A 20,242-nucleotide genomic window follows, 5' to 3' on the forward strand; every position below is an offset into this window, starting at 1 on the left:
ATTTCAATATTTATTTAAAATCTCAACAACAAAACTTACCTCATCCATTGTCATAACTGGACTTATTGGCAAACTCAATACCTCATTGTGTATTTTTTCGGTTATTGGGAAAGATAAATTATTCCAGGATTCGAAAGCCTTTTGCTTATGTGGTGGAATCGGATAATGAATCACCGTTTCTATATTATTTTCTGCTAAATAATTCTGTAAATCCTCTCTACTTTTTGTCCGAATAACAAAAAGATGAAAAACATGATTGCTACTAAAATCCCAAAAGGGCAAGATGATTTTATCATTTTTTATTTCGGTTAAATAACGCTTAGCAATAACTCTTCGGTTTTCATTATCGGTATTTAAATTGGGTAATTTTAGACTCAAAAAAGCGGCCTGCAATTCATCCAACCTTGAATTGACTCCGATAAAATCGTTTTTATATTTGGTTTCCGAGCCATAATTCCTAAGTGATTGAATCGTTTTGGCGAGCTCTGTATCATTTGTCACTACAGCACCTCCATCACCAAGCGCTCCAAGATTTTTTGTTGGGTAAAAACTGTACGCTGCGCTTGATTGTTGATTTTTGATTGCTGATTTTTGATTGCTGATTGAACCTGAGCATTGAGCTGCATCCTCAATAATCAGTAAATTATTTTTAATGGCAATTTCATGTATTGCATCCATTTCAGCCAGTTGACCATAAAGATGAACCACAAGAATTGCTTTGGTTCTCGGTGTTATTTTGTCTGGAACTAAACTCGGATTGATGTTATAGGTTTCCAACTTTGGCTCGACCAAAACAGGCACTAAATCGGCTTGAAGAATAGCGAGTATACTGGCTATATACGTATTGGCGGGTACAATAACTTCGTCTCCTTTTTGCAATTTTCCTAGTTGAATATATCCTTTAAAAATCAAGGTTAAGGCATCCAATCCATTCCCTACTCCTACGCAATATTTAGCACCACAATACTGGGCAAAATTGATTTCAAACTTCTGAACTTCCTTGCCCAAAACATACCAACCACCAGCCAAAACCGATTTCAACTTTTCTTGAAAAGCGGTTTCATAAGGTTCGTTTATTTTTTTTAAGTCTAAGAATTTTATCATTTTATGACATTTTCAAGTTTCGAAAAATTGATAGTCGCTACTTCATAAAAATCCTGTACAATAGTGCTTGCGCCAAAACTTTCTTTCCAAAAAGACAATCCTTTATTGAGTATTCTGCCTTGATTTTTATTGGAAGTTCCAAAATCAAAAAATTTCTTATTGCTAAAAACTTCAGTTATTAAGTGATGATATAAAAAATCTAAACTCCCAGTTTCATTTTTGTTCTTATCCGCCGAAATATATTGCGAATGAATTACATTTTCGCTTTCAAATAAGGTCGCGCCTGCTACAATTTCGTATTTGTAATACACATTAAATTGGCGAATGCTTTTAGAAAACTTTCTTTTTAAATCTGTAATTTCTTCTAAACTATGAACCGGCTTTGCTTGATGCTTTTTTTCTAAATTTGGAATTAATATAGTATTCCAAAAATCATCAAAATCATTCACTTCTTTAATTTCCAAACTATTTACCATTCCTTTTTTCACCCCTTCTTTCCTTCCGTTTGCGATTAAATTTGGTTTAGATAAATCAATTACAGAAAGTGTTTCCCTTCTAATTAATTGGGCTTCCGCCAAAAAAAGGGCATAATTTAATTCTTCGGCTGGTTTGTTATGATAGATGGACGGCAGCGTTTTGATTTGGATTTTGAAAATTTTATTTTCATTTAAATAAAACAAAATGGCTTTGAAAATAAGAATTACCGAGGCTAATTTTAATTTCTCCCCATAAACTAGACCTCCATATGTTAATCCTTGATGAGAATAAACTACATTTTCAACTCTATTGGCAGGTAATACAGCAACTAACTTTTCGTTTTTAAATACCATTAAAGAAAAATCCTCGAATCGGTCTTTGTGGTAATCCATAAAATCACGATGAAATAAGAAAGTCGCATTTTTGGCATGGCTTATAAAAGCATTCCAATGGTTATAATCATTTTCTTGATATCGTTTTACAGTGTAATTTTTCACAATTGAGCATTAAGGAGTGGAAAAGTACACAATTAGGGTAATATTCTAAATACGAATTGCAAAAAAACGTGAATAATCAGCAATAAAAAAGCAAATATCGATTCACACCAGAACGATAATGACCTGAAGAAACAAATTGACTTTATTTTTTATGTTCTATGGGAGAAAAATGCCACTTATATTTTACGGCCAGTAAACGAACGACGATAATAACCAATGAGGTAATGAGGTATAAAATTTCATTCTCCAAATTCATTTTTCGAAGTATAAAAAATACGATTCCACCCAAAATACAGATAGTTGCATAAACTTCCTCTCGAAAAATAACCGGAATCTCGTTACATAAAATATCTCGAATAACGCCTCCAAAACAGGCCGTCATGGTTCCTAATGCGATACAAATAGTTGGATGAAGTTGGTATTCTATTCCTTTTTGAATTCCGATTAGGGTAAAAACACCCAATCCAATGGTATCGAATAAGGCTAATGAAGTGCGGAGCTTATCTAATCTTTTTCGGAACAATATTGTCAAAATAAAACCTAACGTAATTACATACACATAGGTCAAATCCTGCATCCAACCAACAGGCATGCGTCCTATCATAACATCTCGCAAAGTTCCCCCTCCGACTGCGGTCACAAATGCAATGATGAAAACGCCAAACGGGTCTAGTTTTTTGCTCATCGCCGTTAAAGCGCCTGACATGGCAAATGCCATGGTTCCGATGATGTCAAGTAGGTGAAACATAGTTAAATTTTAGATCGCAGATTGCAGGTTTTACTCCCGATAACTATCGGGAGTAGATTATGCTTAAGATTTCAAAATTAAATAAAAAAGGACTTACTATTGATTATTTTAAGAATTTAAAAAATGGTAGTACCTTAGCACCATAGTAACTTAGCAATTTTACCTTTGAAACAAATCACTTCCATCCAAAATCCTTTTATTAAATCCTTGGTACTATTGCAGGAAAAAGCAAAAGCTCGCAAACAATCGGGAACATTTCTGATTGAAGGAAAACGCGAAATTTCACTTGCCTTAAAAGGAGGATATGAAATAGAAACGATTTTGTTTTTACCCGAAGTTTGTTCGGAAACGGAAACCCGCAAATTATCGAATAACGCCGAATTGATAGAAATTAATAAAGATGTCTATCAAAAACTGGCGTATCGAGACACTACCGAAGGGATTTTGGCTATAGCCAAAGCCAAATCGATGCAGTTATCCGATTTACAATTATCCGAAAACCCATTAATTATTATTGCCGAAGCTCCCGAAAAACCAGGAAACATCGGCGCTTTATTGCGCACTGCCGATGCCGCAAATCTTGATGCTGTGATTATCGCCAACCCAAAAAGTGATTTATACAATCCAAACGTGGTTCGGTCAAGTGTTGGTTGTTTGTTTACCAATCAAATTGCAACGGGTACCACTACTGAGATTATTGCTTTTTTGAAAGAACGAAACATTAATTTTTATTGTGCCACGCTGCAAAATTCTACTTCCTATCATACCCAAGATTACACTTTGCCGACAGCTTTGGTTGTTGGAACAGAAGCCACGGGACTGACACAGGAATGGCGTGATGCTGCCACCCAAAACATCATTATCCCAATGCAAGGCGAAATAGACAGCATGAACGTATCTGTAGCTGCTGCTATTTTGATATTTGAAGCCAAAAGACAAAGGGGGTTTTAGATTGCAGATTTTAGACTGCAGATTTTAGAATAAAGCACATAGATAATATAGATTTCCGAATTTAATTACATAAAAATATGAAAAAAATTAACCTTTCACTTTTAGTACTTCTTGCGTTTAGCATCCATTCTTTTGCTCAGATTTCGGAACAAGAAGTGGACAATGTTGTTAACAGAACTTTAACCGCCTTTAATGTTCCCGGAATTGCAGTAGCGATTGTAAAAGATGGGAAAGTGGTACTTGCCAAAGGATATGGCGTAAAATCTATACTAACCAATGAAAAAGTCGATGCTAATTCACTTTTTGGAATTGCTTCCAACAGCAAAGCTTTTACAAGTGCAGCTTTGGCAATGTTAATAGACGAAGGAAAACTAAAATGGGATGATAAAGTCATTACTTACCTGCCGAATTTCAAAATGTACAATGATTATGTAACCAATGAATTTACGATTCGGGACTTGCTGACTCACAGAAGCGGACTAGGACTTGGCGCAGGTGATTTGATGATTTGGCCTGATGGAAGCAATTTTACGGCGCAGGATATCACTCAAAATTTACAGTATTTGAAACCGGTTTCTGCCTTTAGAACGCAATACGATTATGACAATTTATTATATATCGTTGCAGGAGAAGTAGTTCACAAAATAAGTGGTATGAATTGGTGTGATTTTATTGAAAGCCGAATCATGAAGCCATTGGAAATGAATAAAAGTGCTGCTTCATTTGTTCGCCTGAAAGACACCACTAATGTTATCGCACCCCACGTACCTATTGACGGAAAACTAAAAGTGATTTCAAGATATAAAAATCAATTATTTGATTCTGCTGCTGGAATTTATTCTAGTGTAAACGATATGAGCAAATGGGTAATCATGCAATTGAACAATGGAAAATACGGTACTGAAAACAAACAATTATTCTCCGAAAAAGAACATACCGAAATGTGGACTCCACAAACTATAATTCATGCGGTGACAAAACCACCTTACAACACTCATTTTAGCTCATATGGATTGGGTTGGTTTTTGAGTGATGTCAAAGGATACAAGCAAGTAACTCACACGGGAGGCTTAGAAGGAATTGTGACTCAGGTGACCTTAATTCCTGAATTAAATTTAGGAATTATAGTATTGACCAATCAGCAATCAGGCGCTGCTTTTAATGCGATAACCAATACCATAAAAGACAGTTATTTGGGAATCAAATCGGATGATTATGTCACTATTTACAGTAATAGAGTAAAAGCCACCGAAGAATCGGCTGATAAAGTAACTGACGAAGTTTGGGCATTGGTTGCCAAAAACAAAAAAGAAAATAACAAAATTAACCTCAATAATTACGTTGGCACATACAAAGACAATTGGTTGGGCGAAATTGTAATTAGTGAAAAGAAAGGAAAATTATATTTTGCATCAAAACGATCTCCACAGCTTTCAGGGGAGCTATTTCTTTACAAAGACAAAAACTTGGTGGTAAAATGGAATAATGCTTATTTCCATGCTGATGCGCATTTGTTTTTTGAATTTGATGCAACAGGAAAAGCAATTGCAATAAAAATGAAACCGATTTCAGAGTTAACCGATTTTAGTTACGATTTTCAGGATTTGGACTTTAAAAAAGTATTTTAGACTGCAGAAGGCAGAATCTAGATTCCTAAATTCTGCCTTCTAAAATCAACAATTAAATTCTAAAATCCCTTTCTTCCCCTTGCACATCTCCTGAAAAATTGTTATTTTTAGGAATTGAACCATGCCGTTATGATAGAAATCGATATAGAAAAAGAAAACAAAGCAATTGCTCAAGAATATAAAGAGTTACTGCGCATTAGTTACCAAACCCTAACAGCAGAGGATAAAAAACTGATACGCAAGGCATTTGACGTAGCTGTTGATGCCCATAAAGACCAACGTCGCAAATCTGGAGAAGCTTATATCTTTCATCCTATTGCGGTTGCCAAAATTGTGGCTTCCGACATTGGTTTGGGAGCAACTTCCATTGCCGCGGCTTTAATGCACGATGTTGTTGAAGACACACCAATCACCGTCAAAGACATTGAAAAAATGTTTAATCCTAAAATCGCCCAGCTGGTTGAAGGATTAACCAAAATATCATTGGTACAAAAAGACCTTAATGTTTCAATGCAAGCTGAGAATTTCCGCAGAATGCTACTGACTCTCAATGATGACGTTCGGGTAATCCTGATAAAAATAGCCGATAGATTGCATAATATGCTCACTATGGACTCGATGGAAGACCACAAACAAGTCAAACTGGCATCTGAAACCTTATACATTTACGCTCCATTAGCACATAGATTAGGCCTTTATAAAATTAAAAACAAACTTGAAGATTTAGGACTAAAATATACTGAACCAGAAAGATACAATTCCATTGTCAGCAAAATAAGAGAAACCAAGGAAGAACAAGACCTTTACATTAAAGACATTTCCGAAGTACTCCAAAAAGCATTAGATGAAGAAAATGTAGACTACATCATCAAAGGCCGACCAAAATCCATTTATTCCATCAACAGAAAAATGCTGGCCCAAAATGTGACTTTTGACGAAGTCTATGATAAATTTGCCTTGCGTATTGTCTATAAATCAAATCCACATGATGAAAAATTCCTAGCTTGGAAAATTTATTCCATCGTAACAGATCATTACAGACCCAGCCCAAGTCGTTTGCGCGACTGGATTTCCTCTCCAAAATCAACTGGTTACGAAGCATTACACATAACCGTAATGGGACCAAAAGGCCGTTGGGTAGAAGTACAGGTACGAAGCGAACGTATGGATGAAATCGCCGAAAAAGGATACGCAGCACATTATAAATACAAAAATGGAGCGACCGAAGAAAATGGTCTCGACGTTTGGTTAAACCTTTTAAAAGAAGCTCTTGAAAATTCAGAGACAAGTGCCGTTGATTTTGTTGAAGATTTCAAAATGAATCTGTATTCCAAAGAGATTTACATTTTTACCCCAAAAGGAGAAATCAAATCCTTACCAAAAGGAGCCACATCTTTGGACTTTGCTTTTAGCATACACTCCGAAATTGGAATAAAAACAAGAGGAACAAGGGTCAACGGAAAATTAGTCCCTTTAAATTACGAATTAAAAAGTGGAGACCAAGTAGAAATCATCACCTCTCCCAACCAGAAACCAACAATTAACTGGTTGGATTACGTAACCACTTCAAGAGCAAAAAATAAAATTAGAAACGTCCTCAACGAGAACACTAAGAAAATTGCCGAAGACGGAAAAGAACTCCTTACCCGTAAATTAAAGCACCTAAAAGTCACGCTAAACGAGCAAACTATTAACGAATTAGTTAACTTTTTTAGGCTAAAAACAAGTTTGGATTTGTTTTACAGAGTCGGTGTAGGCTCTATTGACAATCAACAATTAAAAGATTATGCTGCCCAAAAAAGCAACACTTTAATCAACTTTTTCAAAAACAAAATCAAGCGTTCCCATAGCACTGCCGACGAGGACATCCACAAACAAGTCATCAGTAGCAATTATGACATGCTTGTTTTTGGTAAAACTCACGACAAACTTGATTACAAACTATCCAGCTGTTGCAACCCCATACCCGGAGACGAAGTTTTTGGTTTTGTAACCATAAATGATGGTATCAAAATCCATAAAAAAGACTGTCCAAATGCTATTTCATTGCAGTCAAATTATGCGTACCGAATCATGCAGGCCAAATGGATCGATTCCACTCAGCAAGACTTCAAAGCGACCATCAACATCATGGGAATGGACACTTTGGGACTTACAAATGAATTGACAAAAGTGATTTCAAACAACATGAATGTCAACATCCAGAGCATTTCTCTAAACGGTGAAGCCGGTATTTTCAAAGGTCAAGTATCTGTAATTGTCCCCAACATCACCATTCTAAAAAAATTAATGGACAACATCAAAAAAATTGATGGAATCGACAAAGTAACTCGAGTTTATAAAAACTAACAAAAAGAGTTCATTACAAAAACAAACTTTAAAAGTCAAAATTGTGATAATCGCTACCAAAAGACAAAAACAAATAGTCCCAAAAATCATTTGGGCATGACACCATTAGGAAAAGAGGCCAAAATAACAAACCGCCGATTCGGCCTCTTTCCCTAATGCTGTCGGGCTATCCGCGCTACTTTGGTAGCTTGCTTCTATCCCTCACGCACTAAACCAGATACTTAGTTTTCATCAAAAATATCGCTTATTATCCGTCATTAAAACCTAAAAAATAAAATACTAGATTCAGAATTAAAACTCTAAATTTTTATACTTTTAAAATAATAATTTATCTTTGCAAGATATGACACTCATTTCCACAGATAACAACAAAAATCAGGAGATTGTAAAAAATGTTTTTACAATGTACCTCGAAAACAAAGGACACCGCAAAACCCCAGAACGGTATGCTATCCTTCAAGAAATATACGACAGTGAGGAACATTTTGATATAGAAAATCTATACCTCAAAATGAAAAACAAAAACTACCGTGTCAGTAGAGCCACCCTTTACAATACCATCGAATTATTACTGGACTGCGCCTTGGTTCGCAAACATCAGTTTGGACAAAATCAAGCACACTACGAGAAGTCCTATTTCGACAAACAGCACGATCATATCATTATGACCGATACTGGTGAAGTAATTGAATTCTGTGACCCACGAATTCAAACCATCAAAAAAACTATCGAAGAAATTTTTGATATCGAAATCACCAATCATTCCCTATACTTATACGGAAACAGAAAAAAAACAAACGCAGAAAATACAATAGAAAATTAACTACAAATAAAACATAGAATGACTGTAGATTTATTATTAGGATTACAATGGGGAGATGAAGGAAAAGGAAAAATTGTTGACGTTCTTACATCAAATTACGATATAATTGCTCGTTTTCAAGGAGGTCCAAACGCAGGACACACTTTAGAATTTGATGGAATAAAACACGTTCTTAGAACTATTCCTTCTGGAATTTTTCATAAAACAGCCATAAACATTATCGGAAACGGAGTGGTAATTGACCCAGTAGTTTTTCAAAAAGAAATTGAAGGTCTTGAAAAATTTAATTTGGACATCAAAAGCAAATTAATAATTTCTAGAAAAGCACATTTAATCTTACCAACACACCGCATACTTGACGCAGCTTCTGAAGCTTCAAAAGGAAAAGCAAAAATTGGATCTACATTAAAAGGAATTGGACCAACTTACATGGACAAAACCGGAAGAAATGGATTGCGTGTTGGAGATACTGAATTAGAGGATTTCAAAGAACGTTACAGAGCATTGGCTGACAAACACGAAGAAATGATTAAATTTCACGATGTTAATATTCAGTACAATTTGGCTGAAATGGAAAAAGAATTTTTTGAATCTATCGAGGTTTTAAAAACATTAGATTTTATTGACAGTGAAGAATACTTAAACCAAGCTCAAAGAGCAGGAAAATCAATTCTTTGCGAAGGTGCACAAGGTTCATTGTTGGACGTTGATTTTGGAACTTATCCATTTGTAACTTCTTCTAACACTACTGCCGCTGGTGCTTGTACAGGTTTAGGAATTGCTCCAAACAAAATCAAAGAAGTTTACGGAATTTTCAAAGCTTATGTAACTCGTGTTGGTAGTGGACCTTTCCCAACAGAACTTTTTGACGAAGATGGAGCGACAATGGCCAAAGTAGGAAACGAATTTGGATCGGTTACAGGAAGACAAAGACGTTGTGGATGGTTGGATTTAGTAGCCTTAAAATATGCTGTTCAAATCAATGGAGTAACACAATTAATGATGATGAAAGGTGATGTTCTTTCTGGTTTTGAAACTTTAAAAGTTTGTACTGAGTATAACTACAAAGGAAAAACCATTTCACATTTCCCTTATAACATCGAACCAGAAAATGTAACTCCTGTATTCAAAGAATTCAAAGGATGGCACCAAGATTTAACAGGCATGACTACTTATGATCAATTGCCAATTGAGTTAAAAGAGTACATCGAATTTATAGAAAAAGAGGTAGAAGTTCCAATAAAAATTGTTTCTGTCGGACCAGATAGAAAACAAACAATTCTTAAATAATAAGCTAACGTCCCGATAAATCGGGACGTTTTTTTTAACATTAATTAGCTAATATTATGTCAAATCCTAAATACAAAATACAGAAAACAGAATTGCTATCCGACAATTGGTACATCCTGAATAAAGTAACCGTAGACTATCAAAAAAAAGATGGTTCTTGGGACACTCAAGTACGGGAAGTATATGATAGAGGTAATGGAGCGGCTATTTTATTATACAATCAATCTAAAGGAACTGTTATTTTAACCCGACAATTTAGACTACCAAGTTATTTAAACGGAAATAAGAGCGGTTTATTAATTGAAGTTTGCGCCGGATTACTAGATGAAGACAACCCTGAAGCTTGTATCATACGTGAAACCGAAGAAGAAACCGGATATCGCTTGGATTCGGTTAAAAAAGTTTTTGAAGCCTACATGTCTCCTGGAGCAGTTACTGAAGTTTTACATTACTTTATAGGAGAATACGATTCCAGTATGAAAGTAAGTTCTGGAGGCGGATTAGCAAATGAACATGAAGAAATTGATGTTATAGAAATCCCTTTTATCCAAGCTTACGTTATGATAGAATCCGGCGAAATAAAAGATGCCAAAACCATTATGCTATTGCAATATGCAAAAATTCATAATTTAGTTTAACCCAGATTCAGCATTAGACTTTATTACGCAGAGGCACACGAAGAATTCGCAAAGGTTCGCAAAGTTTTTTAAGCTCCATTCAAAGAATTCGTTCTTCCTTTGCGCATCTTTGCGTCCCGATAGTTATCGGGATTGCGCATCTTCGTGACATTTTTTCTATTGCGGATTCTAGGTTTAATACAAAGGAAATAAACAGCACAAAAAAAGAGTACTATGTTTTAAAATAGTACTCTTTTTGTTTTTAATTCAAGACTTATAAATTAGGTTGTGGTGTCATTCTTAAATATGGTTTTATGCGAGTATGTCCTTTGGGAAACTTAGCTGCAATGTCACTGTCTGGAATGGCAGGAACGATAACTACATCTTCCCCGTTTTTCCAGTTAGCTGGAGTAGCAACACTATAATTGGCTGTCAATTGCAAACTATCAATAACCCTAAGTAGTTCTTCAAAATTTCGCCCTGTAGAGGCAGGATAAGTCAACGTCAATTTAATTTTCTTGTCGGATCCAATAATAAAAACTGAACGTACCGTAAATTTTTCACTTGCATTGGGATGAATCATATCATAAAGCATAGCCACTTCCCTATTTTCATCAGCAATAATTGGAAAATTAACTGTTGTATTTTGAGTTTCATTTATATCTTTTATCCATTCCTTATGAGATTCTAAACCATCAACACTTAAGGCGATGACTTTTGTATTTCTCTTTACAAATTCAGGATAATAATTCGCCACCGTACCTAATTCAGTTGTGCAAACAGGTGTAAAATCAGCAGGATGAGAAAACAATACTCCCCACGAATCGCCTAACCATTCATGAAATTTTATAGTCCCCATTGAGGTTTCTGCTGTAAAATCTGGAGCTGTATCTCCTAATCGTAATGTTGCCATAATTCTATAGTTTTAATATATTTAGTCCCTTAAAATTAAATAAAAAAACAACTACTTCAACAAAGAATATATTTCAAAGCATTCTTATATAAAACGCATCATAATAACCCAAAATATCAAGGTTATAAATGAAATGGGGATACCAAAACCAATCATCATGCTACTCAGTCTAGGTTTCAAACCATACGTAGAAGCCAAAATACAGCCAGTTATCATCGGCGCCATTGCCGATTCCAATATCGCAACTTCAATCTCTTTAGAATGTTGATGTAGTACTATCACATATAAAAAATAGATAATGGCGGGAGTCAAAATTAGTTTATAAAATAATCCCAATCCTAAGAAATCCCAATGCATACTGCGTTTTTCAAAACGCAATTGCAATCCCACCGAAAGTAATGCCAAAGGTGTCACAGCACTCCCCACCGATTTTAACAACAACTGCCCCCACTCCTGAAAATCGAATTGAAAGACATTCATCAAACACGCAATACAGAAAGTAATGAAAGGAGGAAAAAAAGCAATCTTTTTGGCAATTTGCACACTACTCAAATTCCCTTTAGAATAGACCGTTGCAACTAAAACACCCAAAGTAGAAAGTACCACAAAAGATCCTGGCTGATCCACTATAATAGCAGTTTTCAAGCCTTCTTCTCCATACAAAGCCTCAATTATCGGAAAACCTAAAAAAGAGGTATTACTAAGTCCCGCACAAATAATCAAACAACCGATGAGTTTTCTTGGCCAACCTCTTTTTTTTCCTAAGTAACTAAAAAAGAAATATGAGATTACAAATCCTATCCAAGCCACCCCAATGGGAAACAATAATTGATTGTCCCATTTAATTTTCGGAATATAATATAATGCTAATGCGGGAAGACAAATATAGACGACAATCCAATTTAGAATCTTATGCGCATTTTTGGGTATTTGCTTTATCCTCTGTAAAACAATGCCTAAAAATAAGAAAACAAAAATGAGTATAAAGTTATTCATCGCATGAAATGGAAGACAAAAATACCACTAAAAAATTCTAAACCCAAAAGGAATAAATTAAAAGAAAATAAACCTAAAAATTTATTTAACAAATCAAACAACTCCAAATCAAATATAAATCATATATTTGCAATATATTTTATTACAGTATGATTTCAGGTAAATTTGCCATCACAATACATATTCTAACATTGCTTTCTAAATTCCCTGATGAATATTTATCATCAGACTTTATAGCTAGCAGTATGAACGTACATCCTGTTTTGGTTAGAAAAGAGATAGCGAACCTTAAAAAAAATCATATTGTAGAAAGTAAGGAAGGAAAAAATGGTGGCACAAGATTATTAAAATCAGCATCAAAAATTAGTTTGAATGCCATATTCAAAATGACTTTTGATACCGTTACATTAGGTTTTTCCAAAAATGAACCAAATCCTGATTGCCCTGTTGGGAAACAAATCAACAAAAATTTAGAAAACTTATATGACGATATTAACAAGACAATCAATATACAATTGAACGAAATTACATTGGAAGATTTTGCCAATAAGTTTTAATACTATTTTTTTAAATTAAACTGTAACTTTTTTTATTACTTTTAAATACATATAACTATGAAGATCGCAATTATTGGAGCCACAGGATTTGTAGGCTCAGCAATTTTAGATGAATTAGCAAGCAGAAACCATCAACTTACTGCTATTGCAAGAAACCCAAAAACAGATACCGAAGCAAATTGGGTTTCAGAAGATATCTTTAACACAGACGCATTAGCAGAAACTTTAAAAGGGAATGATGTTATAATAAATGCTTACAATCCTGGCTGGACTAACCCTAACATCTATGATGATTTCATCAATGGATCCAAATCAATTCAAGAAGCTGTAAAAAAATCTGGCGTAAAAAGATTTATCACTATTGGTGGCGCCGGAAGTTTATTTGTTGCGCCAAATTTACAAGCCGTTGACACTCCTGACTTCCCAAAAGAGTATCATGCAGGAGCAACCGCAGCCAGAGATTATTTAAATATTCTCAAAGAAGAAAAAGAGCTGGATTGGGCTTTTTTCAGTCCTGCTTTCGAAATGCACCAAGGAATAACTACAGGAAGAACAGGTAAATATCGATTGGGATTAGAAAATCCAGTTTTTAACGAAGAGCAACGAAGCATACTTTCAGTAGAAGATTTAGCAGTTGTCATCGCTGATGAAGCAGAAAATCCAAAACACCATCAAGTTCGTTTTACCGCAGCGTATTAAGAAGTCAAATAGTTCAACAATAAAACAGTTTCAAGGATTCGTCTTTTGAAACTGTTTTTGTTTTGATTACTTTTACTATCAAAATTAATTATTTTGTCAACCAAAAAAAATAATCCAAGCGCTTTAAATGAAAAAGCTGGTATTTCGCCTCCAGAAATCATCAGTTCCAGCGCTATACACCAAATCAAAATATCAAGAAAGCAACAACCTTCCGCAAAAGAATTGATTGATGGGGTTTTGGCAGGAAATATAACGGCACTCAGCCGTGCTATCACATTAATTGAAAGTACTAATATTGCGCATCTGGAGAAAGCAAGCGAAGTAATAAACGGATGTTTGCCTCATGCCAACAAATCAATTCGAATAGGAATCACGGGAGTACCAGGAGTTGGGAAAAGCACTTTTATTGAAGCTTTTGGAAAATACTTAACGAGTTTGGGCAAAAAAGTAGCCGTTCTTGTGGTTGATCCAAGCAGCACTATTTCTCACGGTAGCATACTAGGTGATAAAACCCGAATGGAAGAATTGGTAAAAGACAAAAATGCATTCATTCGCCCTTCGGCATCTGGAGAAACTTTAGGCGGTGTTGCAAGAAAAACAAGAGAAACTATAACACTTTGCGAAGCTTGTGGTTTTGACGTTATTCTCATTGAAACGGTAGGTGTAGGCCAAAGCGAAACGGCTGTTCATAGTATGGTCGATTTCTTTTTATTGCTAAAAATTGCAGGAGCAGGAGATGAACTTCAAGGAATCAAAAGGGGGATTATGGAAATGGCCGACGCCATTATTATCAACAAAGCCGATGGTGATAATATTAAAAAGGCACAATTGGCAAAAGTAGAATTCAACAGGGCCTTACATCTTTTTCCGGCAAAAAAATCAGGATGGATTCCAACTACTGCAACTTGTAGTGCTTTGACCCAAGAAGGAATTAGTGGCGTTTGGCAAACTATTTTAAATTATCTTGACTTGGTAAATTCTAATCATTATTTTGTAGAAAAACGCAAGGAACAAAATCAATTTTGGATGATGGAAACCATTAATGATCAATTAAAAAGCCATTTCTACAATCAGCCAGACATAAATCAATTATTGGATTCAACAAAAAAAGCGGTGCAAAATAATGAAATATCCCCTTTTTCGGCAGCTCAAATTTTATTGGACAGTTACTTTAAAAAATAGTACTGAATAATATTTCATCAAACAAAAAACTGCAAAAGCTAATTGAAAGCTTTTGCAGTTTTTTGTTTATAAAACGATATGCTATAAAAAATTATCCTGATACCATTGTACTTGTGCTTTCAAACCATCGTACAAACTGGTTTTAGGATTATAGTCCAATAATCTTCTGGCTTTGTCTATTACAGCTTTGGTTCTCAATTGATCCCCTGTCCTGGCTTCAACAATTTGCAAATCAATTTTTTTATTTAATATTTGCTCAACAATTTCAATTCCTTGTTGAGTTGTATTTTCTTCCTCGGTACCTAAATTGATAATTTCATTATTGACCACCTCTTCCTTTCCAATTACACTCACTACGCCATCGACAATATCCTGAACATAAGTAAAGCTTCGCAAATGATGCTCACTCCCTTTAAACAAAGGAAATGGAACGTTATTGAAAGCATTCGCAATTAATTTTGTATATAACTTCTCTGGCCTTTCACGTGGTCCATAAACTGAATACAGACGCAAAGAACATGCCTTCAATTGCCCAAGTCTACTGCTTGCCAAAACCAATTGTTCAGCTGCCAGTTTAGTCACACCATAAAAAGAAGCGGGTGATGGTGCTACAGTTTCATCAAAAGTGGCATGAATTCCATAAATGGAAGATGTGGCAATATTTACAAAAAGAGCTAAGTTTTTATTTTTTAAGGCAAAATCGAGTAAGTTTTTGGTTCCAATTACATTGTTTCCCAAATAATCTTCAAAACTGGAAGTAGCAGAAATCCCAGGTTGAGCAGCAAAATGAAAAACATAATCAAAATCAGTTGGCAATTCTTGAAGCTGTTCTGCAAACCTCAAATCTTTCTCCTCAATTTCAATTCCTTTAGCATACAATACGCTCGCATTCAACTTCTTCAAAGAAACATCATAATAATCTGAAAAATTATCCAAACCAACTACTTCATGACCTAGAGATTGCAGTCGCTCGGCTGTGTGTGAAGCAATGTATCCAGCAGCACCAGTAATTAAAATTCTCATAAACTAAGCTTTAGTGATTAATATCGGTAGCAAATAATTTAAATCTCAATTCTATTTTCAACCAAAAAACTTTTCAGTTATTCAATCAAAACAAAGATAAACAAATACAATAGTACGTGATAAAAAATATTTGTAAAACAATCCGTATTAATAAAAAATATATGTAACTTGGTCATTATCATGTATTTAATTATTTCATTCAGAGACAATAAGATTTCTTAAAATAACATTAAAAAAAAGCCAATAAATAGCACTACCGCTTTAATAAATTATCAACAATACTAAAAAAACGATTCAACACTTAAATTTTTATTAACCCAAAATTTCATTTTATAATGAATAATAAATTTTTAATCTTAATTTCAAGAGAGCCCGTCAATTTAATCTTGATAGCTATTTTTCTCGTTACTCTATTTCAGCTCGGAGCATGGGGGCTTACTGAAACAAGTGAAGCCCGTTATGCAGAAATCGCCAAAGAAATGTTTGAATCTGGCGACTATATTCATCCCAGAAAAATGGGAATTTCACATTATCACAAACCGCCACTTACATATTACATAACCGCCTTAGGCTACGCCATCTTTGGAATTAATGAATTTGGTGCGCGCTTCTTTTTATCAATTGCGCTTTTGGTCCAATTGATTCTGATTTACAAAACCTCTCAACTTTTGTTTAATGACAAAAAAACATCCTTACTATCTGTCGTTTTATATTTTTCAACTCCTTTGGTTTTAGCATCTGTCCGTAATTTAACCACCGATGCCTACCTGAACACCTTTGTCATGATGTCAGTCTATTTTTGGCTTCGCTATTTAGATGAAAAAAAATTCTTTTTCCTATTTTATTTATCACTTTCACTGGGTTTCTTCACAAAAGGTCCATTGGTGCTTATTCCAGTTTTTGTCTTTCAATTAACTTGGCTTTATTACAACAAAAAAAGAATCAAATTTTCAGTATATGATTTTTGGGGAATCGTAGTGTTTTTTATTTCCTGCGGTTGGTGGTATTTGGCCGTTATAAAAGAAAACCCAATGGTTTTGGATTACTTTACCAGCAATCAACTTTACCAAAGAATTGCTTCAAACGATGCTTTCAATAGAGGAAAGCCCTTTTGGTATTATATCGTTTTTCTTCCTTTGTCTCTGTTCCCTTGGGTTATATATATTTTTCTGTCTGTAAAAAAAGCAGGCACCACAGTTGTAAAAGGAAAAATTTTATTGACTTCCTTTTTCATAATTATTTTAATTTTTTCACTATTCAAAACCAAACTGATTTTCTATGTTTTACCCTCTCTGCCTTTTCTGATAATGTTTGCTTCAACTCATTTGGTTCGATTAGATGAAATCCATTGGAAAAAATTCACGATTTATCTATACGGCTATTTTACTCTATTGTTTAGTGCCATTTTTGTAGCTATCCTAATTCACAAAGTCGAACTTGAACTTCCTTATGTTTTGATCTTGCTATCCGGAATGTTAGTTAGCATTTTTGGTATAAAGAATGATAACTGGTTCAACAAAAACCTATATACACTTCTAATAAACACGATCTCTTTACTGGTTTTCTCAACTTGTTTAATGAGGTCAAACGAATTGCTCATCAACTCCGTAAAACCTATCGCTACTTTTGTGACAGCATTGAAAACAAAAAAAGTGTACGTATATAATTATCTGGTTCCGTCCATGTCTTTTTATACCGATAAAAACATAATTACACTTAATAATGGAAATTACACTTGCAAAAGAGAAGTCCAATTCGAACAAAATTTAAACTATAGAAAAACCTATTATAACTTGGAGGAAAACAAAGAAATCAAGCGATTCAAAACCGATTTCAAAACACAAAACACAGTTTTCTTGGTGAGAAAAAAAGAAACATTACCCCAATACATCAAAACAGCAATTACTCCTTTTAGAAATAAAAAATATTTTAACAAATGGATACTTTATTACAATTAAAAACAAAAAGTCACTAAAGACGAAACTTCTTCTTTAGTGACTTTTTGTTTTCAACAGAAATGAAAAATTATTTTTTCACATCCCTCGACTTATATTCTTTCTCTTTATACAAATCTCCCGCCACTATAACATGCGCCAAAGCATCTTTTGCAAATTCTTCATTCAATTTAACCGGAATGAAAGTAGTATCATTTTTGATTTTAAATTGTAGCGGCTTCAAATTGGGTTGCATGATTACCACATTATTTTCAACTCGGAAAGCGTTGATATCATTAAACTGCATTAGGCTTCTTCCTTTAGTTACAGGCTGATTACCATTTAGATTTCTACCAACCATAGGCGTTTCAAACTGACCTCCAACATAACTTAACAAAGTAGGTGGAATATCGATCTGACTTGCCAATCGACTGTACACTTTACCCTTTGGCACACCAGGTCCCAATATCAATGCCGGAATATGGAATTTATTGATTGGAACTAAATTCTTGCCGTATGTTCGTGTATTATGATCTGCAATAACAATAAAAATAGTATTCTTGAAATAGGCTTCTTTTTTAGCCATTTCGAAGAATTTACCAATTGAAAAATCAGCATATTTCATAGCATTGTTAACCGTTGCCGCTTTTTTATCATAATGTTTGATTCTTCCAGCAGGATATTCAAACGGTTCATGGTTTGAAGTTGAAAACATTAGAGAAAAGAAAGGTTTATCTCCTTTACTTTTGAAATAATTATTAGCCTTTACTGCCAAATCCTCATCAGAATACCCCCAAGTACCTTTGAAAGCATATTTATTCCCATCAGAATCAAAATCATCCTGATCTACAATATCCTGAAAACTATTACCGTTAAAAAACGAAGCCATATTGTCAAAATTTGACATTCCTCCGTAAATAAAACTAGTCTCGAAACCTTTTCTTTTAAAAGCATCTGCCAAAGTAAAAAATCCTTGCTGAGACCCTCCTAATTTCACAACGCTCTCTGATGGTGATGGAAGAAATCCTGTAATTACTGCTTCAATTCCACGAACACTGCGGGTTCCTGTACAATATAAATTTGTAAAAAGAAGTCCTTCTTTTGAAAGACGGTCAAATTCTGGAGTTAAAGGTTTTCCCCCTAAACTTCCCACATATTCTGCACCCAGACTCTCTTGTAAAAAAACCACTAAATTATAAGGCCTCTTCAAAAGTACTTTCGGGTTCTGAACGTGAAGAAAAGGAATTTCGGGAGTACTAAATTCATTCTCGTCTACAGTCATATATTTTTTCACACGAGCAATCGCTTCGGCTTTGTCCATTTTGCCATACATCTCCGTATTTGCTTCGTTTTTGAGAGAATAAGCAGCAAATGCAACGGTATAAAATGAATTTATGCCTAAAGAATTTGTCAACTGATCCGTCGAAAAAACAGCATTACTTCCATTAATCGGTCGCTTGGAAGCAAGACTGGAACGAGCACCAAAAAACAATAAAAAAGCAACCAAAGGAAATATTGTCAATTTGCTTTTATAATCTGAATCCTTGGTGTAAAAAAACTCTTTACCTTTTTTGATAGCAAAATACAAAGCAATTCCTAAAATTGAAAAAGTAACAATTATCGAAATCAAATAACTTTTTAAAAGCATTCCAACAACTTCTCGTGGATAAATCAGATAATCCAAAAATATTTTGTTTGGTCTTGTATCATATTGTTTAACAAAATCTGGAGTCGCCAATTCGATAAAAAGAATTAGAAAAAGAAATAAAAAACTATAACAAACCAAAAATTTATTGGTGAATCTGATCCATTTATTTGGCAAAAAAGTAATTAAAAGCGCTGGAAGAAACGAAATATAACACAACAGTATCAAATCCATTCGTAAACCAATAGGGAAAATATACCAATAATTATGAGTTTCTACAACTCTGTCCTCAAAAAGAAAAAACAAGAACAAGCGACTTAACGTCATTATGAGTAACCCAAATAAAATGAAATTCAAAATAGGTTTTAGAAAATTGAATTTTCTCATTAACAAAAATTTAAAATTTAAGAGCAATTGAATCTTAAACGATTAATAAAATTATAAAAAAGCGGTTGAATTTTGAAGGACTAGTAAGTATTGAACTACACGTCTTAACCCCTTATTTTTGGAGGGCAAATATAGCTTTGTTTATCTAATAATTCCGTTCAAAATTTATTAAAATCATAGCGAGGAATAAAGCTGTAAAACAGCCTTGAAAATTCAAAAAACAATCATTCCTACAATGCTTTTTATCATAACTAATTAAACAACTATTACTTACACTAAACAAACCAGCCTTACTATGTTATACTGCATTAGTAAACGAGCTTAACAAAAACGAAACACTTTCAAATATTTCAATTATTGATCAAAATAAAAACCACTCGAAAGAGTTATTTGAAGAATAAAATTTGGAATTGATTCAAATT

Annotated in this window: 17 protein-coding genes; 10 read left to right on the forward strand and 7 right to left on the reverse strand. The window is 34.2% G+C overall.

Annotated features, from left to right (window positions below):
- Window positions 1–3: 3 nt before the first annotated feature.
- The 3 genes from C8C85_RS03475 to C8C85_RS03485 form a co-directional block, all read right to left on the reverse strand.
- Complete coding sequence (locus C8C85_RS03475) at window positions 4–1,104, reverse strand: DegT/DnrJ/EryC1/StrS family aminotransferase (RefSeq protein WP_116795844.1); 1,101 nt, start codon at window positions 1,102–1,104, stop codon at window positions 4–6.
- A complete protein-coding gene (locus C8C85_RS03480) occupies window positions 1,101–2,078 on the reverse strand; it encodes a GNAT family N-acetyltransferase (RefSeq protein ID WP_116795845.1) in 978 nt (325 codons plus the stop codon). The genes C8C85_RS03475 and C8C85_RS03480 overlap by 4 nt, the downstream gene beginning before the upstream one ends.
- Window positions 2,079–2,220: 142 nt before the next feature.
- On the reverse strand, window positions 2,221–2,826 hold the full coding sequence (locus C8C85_RS03485; RefSeq protein ID WP_116795846.1) for a trimeric intracellular cation channel family protein: 606 nt from the start codon (window positions 2,824–2,826) through the stop codon (window positions 2,221–2,223).
- A 165-nt stretch (window positions 2,827–2,991) separates the two neighbouring features.
- Between C8C85_RS03485 and C8C85_RS03490 the strand changes: the two genes are divergently transcribed.
- The 6 genes from C8C85_RS03490 to nudK all read left to right on the forward strand — a co-directional run bounded on the left by C8C85_RS03490 (window position 2,992) and on the right by nudK (window position 10,505).
- The gene (locus C8C85_RS03490; RefSeq protein WP_116795847.1) at window positions 2,992–3,777 is read left to right on the forward strand and encodes a TrmH family RNA methyltransferase; all 786 of its coding nucleotides are present in this window, start codon (window positions 2,992–2,994) and stop codon (window positions 3,775–3,777) included.
- A 77-nt stretch (window positions 3,778–3,854) separates the two neighbouring features.
- Entirely contained in the window at window positions 3,855–5,405 is a 1,551-nt protein-coding gene (locus C8C85_RS03495) for a serine hydrolase (RefSeq protein ID WP_116795848.1), read from the forward strand.
- A 129-nt stretch (window positions 5,406–5,534) separates the two neighbouring features.
- Complete coding sequence (locus C8C85_RS03500; protein WP_116795849.1) at window positions 5,535–7,754, forward strand: RelA/SpoT family protein; 2,220 nt, start codon at window positions 5,535–5,537, stop codon at window positions 7,752–7,754.
- 343 nt (window positions 7,755–8,097) lie between these two features.
- The gene (locus tag C8C85_RS03505; RefSeq protein ID WP_111409435.1) at window positions 8,098–8,577 is read left to right on the forward strand and encodes a Fur family transcriptional regulator; all 480 of its coding nucleotides are present in this window, start codon (window positions 8,098–8,100) and stop codon (window positions 8,575–8,577) included.
- Between the two features lie 18 nt (window positions 8,578–8,595).
- Window positions 8,596–9,867: an adenylosuccinate synthase gene (locus tag C8C85_RS03510; RefSeq protein WP_116795850.1), complete on the forward strand. Its 1,272-nt coding sequence runs from the start codon at window positions 8,596–8,598 to the stop codon at window positions 9,865–9,867.
- 56 nt (window positions 9,868–9,923) lie between these two features.
- Window positions 9,924–10,505 carry a GDP-mannose pyrophosphatase NudK gene (nudK, locus tag C8C85_RS03515; RefSeq protein WP_207786922.1) on the forward strand — a complete coding sequence of 194 codons (582 nt, stop codon included), beginning with the start codon at window positions 9,924–9,926 and terminating at the stop codon, window positions 10,503–10,505.
- A 253-nt stretch (window positions 10,506–10,758) separates the two neighbouring features.
- Here the strand turns inward: nudK and C8C85_RS03520 are convergent, their stop codons facing one another.
- Together C8C85_RS03520 and C8C85_RS03525 are read right to left on the reverse strand one after the other, a co-directional pair.
- A complete protein-coding gene (locus C8C85_RS03520) occupies window positions 10,759–11,397 on the reverse strand; it encodes a peroxiredoxin (RefSeq protein ID WP_116795852.1) in 639 nt (212 codons plus the stop codon).
- Between the two features lie 84 nt (window positions 11,398–11,481).
- On the reverse strand, window positions 11,482–12,393 hold the full coding sequence (locus C8C85_RS03525; protein WP_116795853.1) for an AEC family transporter: 912 nt from the start codon (window positions 12,391–12,393) through the stop codon (window positions 11,482–11,484).
- 149 nt (window positions 12,394–12,542) lie between these two features.
- Between C8C85_RS03525 and C8C85_RS03530 the strand changes: the two genes are divergently transcribed.
- From C8C85_RS03530 to meaB, 3 genes are all read left to right on the forward strand, one after another.
- Window positions 12,543–12,950 carry an RrF2 family transcriptional regulator gene (locus C8C85_RS03530; RefSeq protein WP_116795854.1) on the forward strand — a complete coding sequence of 136 codons (408 nt, stop codon included), beginning with the start codon at window positions 12,543–12,545 and terminating at the stop codon, window positions 12,948–12,950.
- 57 nt (window positions 12,951–13,007) lie between these two features.
- Entirely contained in the window at window positions 13,008–13,649 is a 642-nt protein-coding gene (locus tag C8C85_RS03535; RefSeq protein ID WP_116795855.1) for an NAD(P)-dependent oxidoreductase, read from the forward strand.
- A 93-nt stretch (window positions 13,650–13,742) separates the two neighbouring features.
- Window positions 13,743–14,831 carry a methylmalonyl Co-A mutase-associated GTPase MeaB gene (gene meaB, locus C8C85_RS03540; RefSeq protein WP_116795856.1) on the forward strand — a complete coding sequence of 363 codons (1,089 nt, stop codon included), beginning with the start codon at window positions 13,743–13,745 and terminating at the stop codon, window positions 14,829–14,831.
- Window positions 14,832–14,912: 81 nt separating this feature from the next.
- Here meaB and C8C85_RS03545 read toward each other — a convergent pair whose 3' ends face one another.
- Window positions 14,913–15,854 (reverse strand): NAD-dependent epimerase/dehydratase family protein, encoded by a 942-nt coding sequence (locus C8C85_RS03545; protein ID WP_116795857.1) that lies wholly within the window; start codon window positions 15,852–15,854, stop codon window positions 14,913–14,915.
- Window positions 15,855–16,189: 335 nt separating this feature from the next.
- Between C8C85_RS03545 and C8C85_RS03550 the strand changes: the two genes are divergently transcribed.
- The gene (locus C8C85_RS03550) at window positions 16,190–17,812 is read left to right on the forward strand and encodes an ArnT family glycosyltransferase (RefSeq protein ID WP_116795858.1); all 1,623 of its coding nucleotides are present in this window, start codon (window positions 16,190–16,192) and stop codon (window positions 17,810–17,812) included.
- Window positions 17,813–17,879: 67 nt separating this feature from the next.
- Here the strand turns inward: C8C85_RS03550 and C8C85_RS03555 are convergent, their stop codons facing one another.
- The gene (locus C8C85_RS03555; RefSeq protein ID WP_116795859.1) at window positions 17,880–19,820 is read right to left on the reverse strand and encodes an LTA synthase family protein; all 1,941 of its coding nucleotides are present in this window, start codon (window positions 19,818–19,820) and stop codon (window positions 17,880–17,882) included.
- Window positions 19,821–20,242: the final 422 nt, after the last annotated feature.

This window comes from Flavobacterium sp. 103 (genome assembly GCF_003096795.1).
Lineage (GTDB): Bacteria > Bacteroidota > Bacteroidia > Flavobacteriales > Flavobacteriaceae > Flavobacterium.

Bases quoted from the DNA above. Each gene is read 5' to 3' on its own strand.
- C8C85_RS03475 (WP_116795844.1), bottom strand. From the start codon at position 1,104: ATGATAAAATTCTTAGACTTAAAAAAAATAAACGAACCTTATGAAACC.
- C8C85_RS03485 (WP_116795846.1), bottom strand. From the start codon at position 2,826: ATGTTTCACCTACTTGACATCATCGGAACCATGGCATTTGCCATGTCA.
- C8C85_RS03495 (WP_116795848.1), top strand. From the start codon at position 3,855: ATGAAAAAAATTAACCTTTCACTTTTAGTACTTCTTGCGTTTAGCATC.
- C8C85_RS03500 (WP_116795849.1), top strand. From the start codon at position 5,535: ATGATAGAAATCGATATAGAAAAAGAAAACAAAGCAATTGCTCAAGAA.
- C8C85_RS03505 (WP_111409435.1), top strand. From the start codon at position 8,098: ATGACACTCATTTCCACAGATAACAACAAAAATCAGGAGATTGTAAAA.
- C8C85_RS03510 (WP_116795850.1), top strand. From the start codon at position 8,596: ATGACTGTAGATTTATTATTAGGATTACAATGGGGAGATGAAGGAAAA.
- nudK (WP_207786922.1), top strand. From the start codon at position 9,924: ATGTCAAATCCTAAATACAAAATACAGAAAACAGAATTGCTATCCGAC.
- C8C85_RS03520 (WP_116795852.1), bottom strand. From the start codon at position 11,397: ATGGCAACATTACGATTAGGAGATACAGCTCCAGATTTTACAGCAGAA.
- C8C85_RS03525 (WP_116795853.1), bottom strand. From the start codon at position 12,393: ATGAATAACTTTATACTCATTTTTGTTTTCTTATTTTTAGGCATTGTT.
- C8C85_RS03530 (WP_116795854.1), top strand. From the start codon at position 12,543: ATGATTTCAGGTAAATTTGCCATCACAATACATATTCTAACATTGCTT.
- C8C85_RS03535 (WP_116795855.1), top strand. From the start codon at position 13,008: ATGAAGATCGCAATTATTGGAGCCACAGGATTTGTAGGCTCAGCAATT.
- C8C85_RS03545 (WP_116795857.1), bottom strand. From the start codon at position 15,854: ATGAGAATTTTAATTACTGGTGCTGCTGGATACATTGCTTCACACACA.
- C8C85_RS03550 (WP_116795858.1), top strand. From the start codon at position 16,190: ATGAATAATAAATTTTTAATCTTAATTTCAAGAGAGCCCGTCAATTTA.
- C8C85_RS03555 (WP_116795859.1), bottom strand. From the start codon at position 19,820: ATGAGAAAATTCAATTTTCTAAAACCTATTTTGAATTTCATTTTATTT.